Origin of the sequence: Vibrio sp. 1731, from assembly GCF_033339955.1 — a bacterium.
In the GTDB taxonomy this organism is placed as follows: Bacteria; Pseudomonadota; Gammaproteobacteria; order Enterobacterales; family Vibrionaceae; genus Vibrio; species Vibrio alginolyticus.
Genome location: NZ_JAWOVO010000185.1, coordinates 1 through 1,021 on the forward strand (window position 1 = coordinate 1; position 1,021 = coordinate 1,021).

Here is a 1,021-nt window from a genome sequence, read left to right on the forward strand (position 1 = left end):
TGCACGACGGCCAATCTAAGCTTGCCAGTGGCTATCAAGTGAATGTTTTTTCGATCGAACCACACTTACTTAGCGATCTGGCAGATCTTAAACAAAACGGTCAAATTATCCGCTTTAATGAGTTGATCATCTCCGATCCACAGATATTTTCACAACTTAGTAACTTGCACGGACTATTGAGGCGCGAAAATCTCAGTCAATTGACCAAAGATTGTCTTCCGTTTGAGGGATTTAACCAACTTTTTGATCGCTACGGATCGCTGGCAAGGCAAAAAGTCATTCCATTAGGTAAGCAATCTCTCAACACCTTAAAAGATTACTTAATGGCGAACCTCGACCAATCGGTACGGCTGGAGTCTCTTTCTGAGCTTTGCCAGCTAAGCCCGACTCAATTTCAACGCCATTTCAAAGCGCAAACCGGCATGACACCGTATGCGTGGTTTGCCCGTTTACGACTCGAACAAGGAATGAAGCTGCTACAAGCAGGACAATGCGGTACTGAAGTCGCGCATCAAATTGGTTTTTACGATCAGGCGCATTTCAGCAAAGCCTTTAAGCAGACTTATGGCGTCTCTCCGTCTCAAGTCTCTCGATAGCAGCACGCTCATCTTAGGCTGTCAGTTTTTTACAAGCGCATTCCACAACAAGCCTCCACAATAGCTGCATTGGTAATCTTTGAGATGTGTTATGAATGAATCCACTATCCTGCTGACATTGGCCAGCATTCACTTTATTGCCTTAATGAGCCCAGGCCCCGACTTCGCATTAGTGGTGCAAAATGCCACGCGTCATGGTCGCCAGACGGGCTTATACATCGCTCTTGGCTTATCCGTTGGTATTTTGCTGCACTCATTGTTCAGCCTGACTGGTGTGAGCTACCTTGTGCATCAACATCCTTTGCTGTATTCGGTATTACAACTGCTAGGTGGCAGTTACCTGCTTTACCTCGGTGTTGGCGCTCTGCACGGCGTGAGCGCTACGATCAAAAACCCACAAACGGATCAAGCGAATAAAACAAACA

2 protein-coding genes are annotated in these 1,021 nt (G+C 46.3%); both read left to right on the forward strand.

Translation table 11 applies throughout. From position 1 onward, the window contains the following. A partial coding sequence (locus tag R7035_RS26110) for an AraC family transcriptional regulator (protein ID WP_318146435.1) occupies positions 1 to 596 on the forward strand: 596 nt, incomplete at its 5' end. 91 nt (positions 597 to 687) lie between these two features. Next, on the forward strand, positions 688 to 1,021 hold a 334-nt coding region (locus R7035_RS26115; RefSeq protein WP_318146436.1), incomplete at its 3' end, for a LysE family translocator.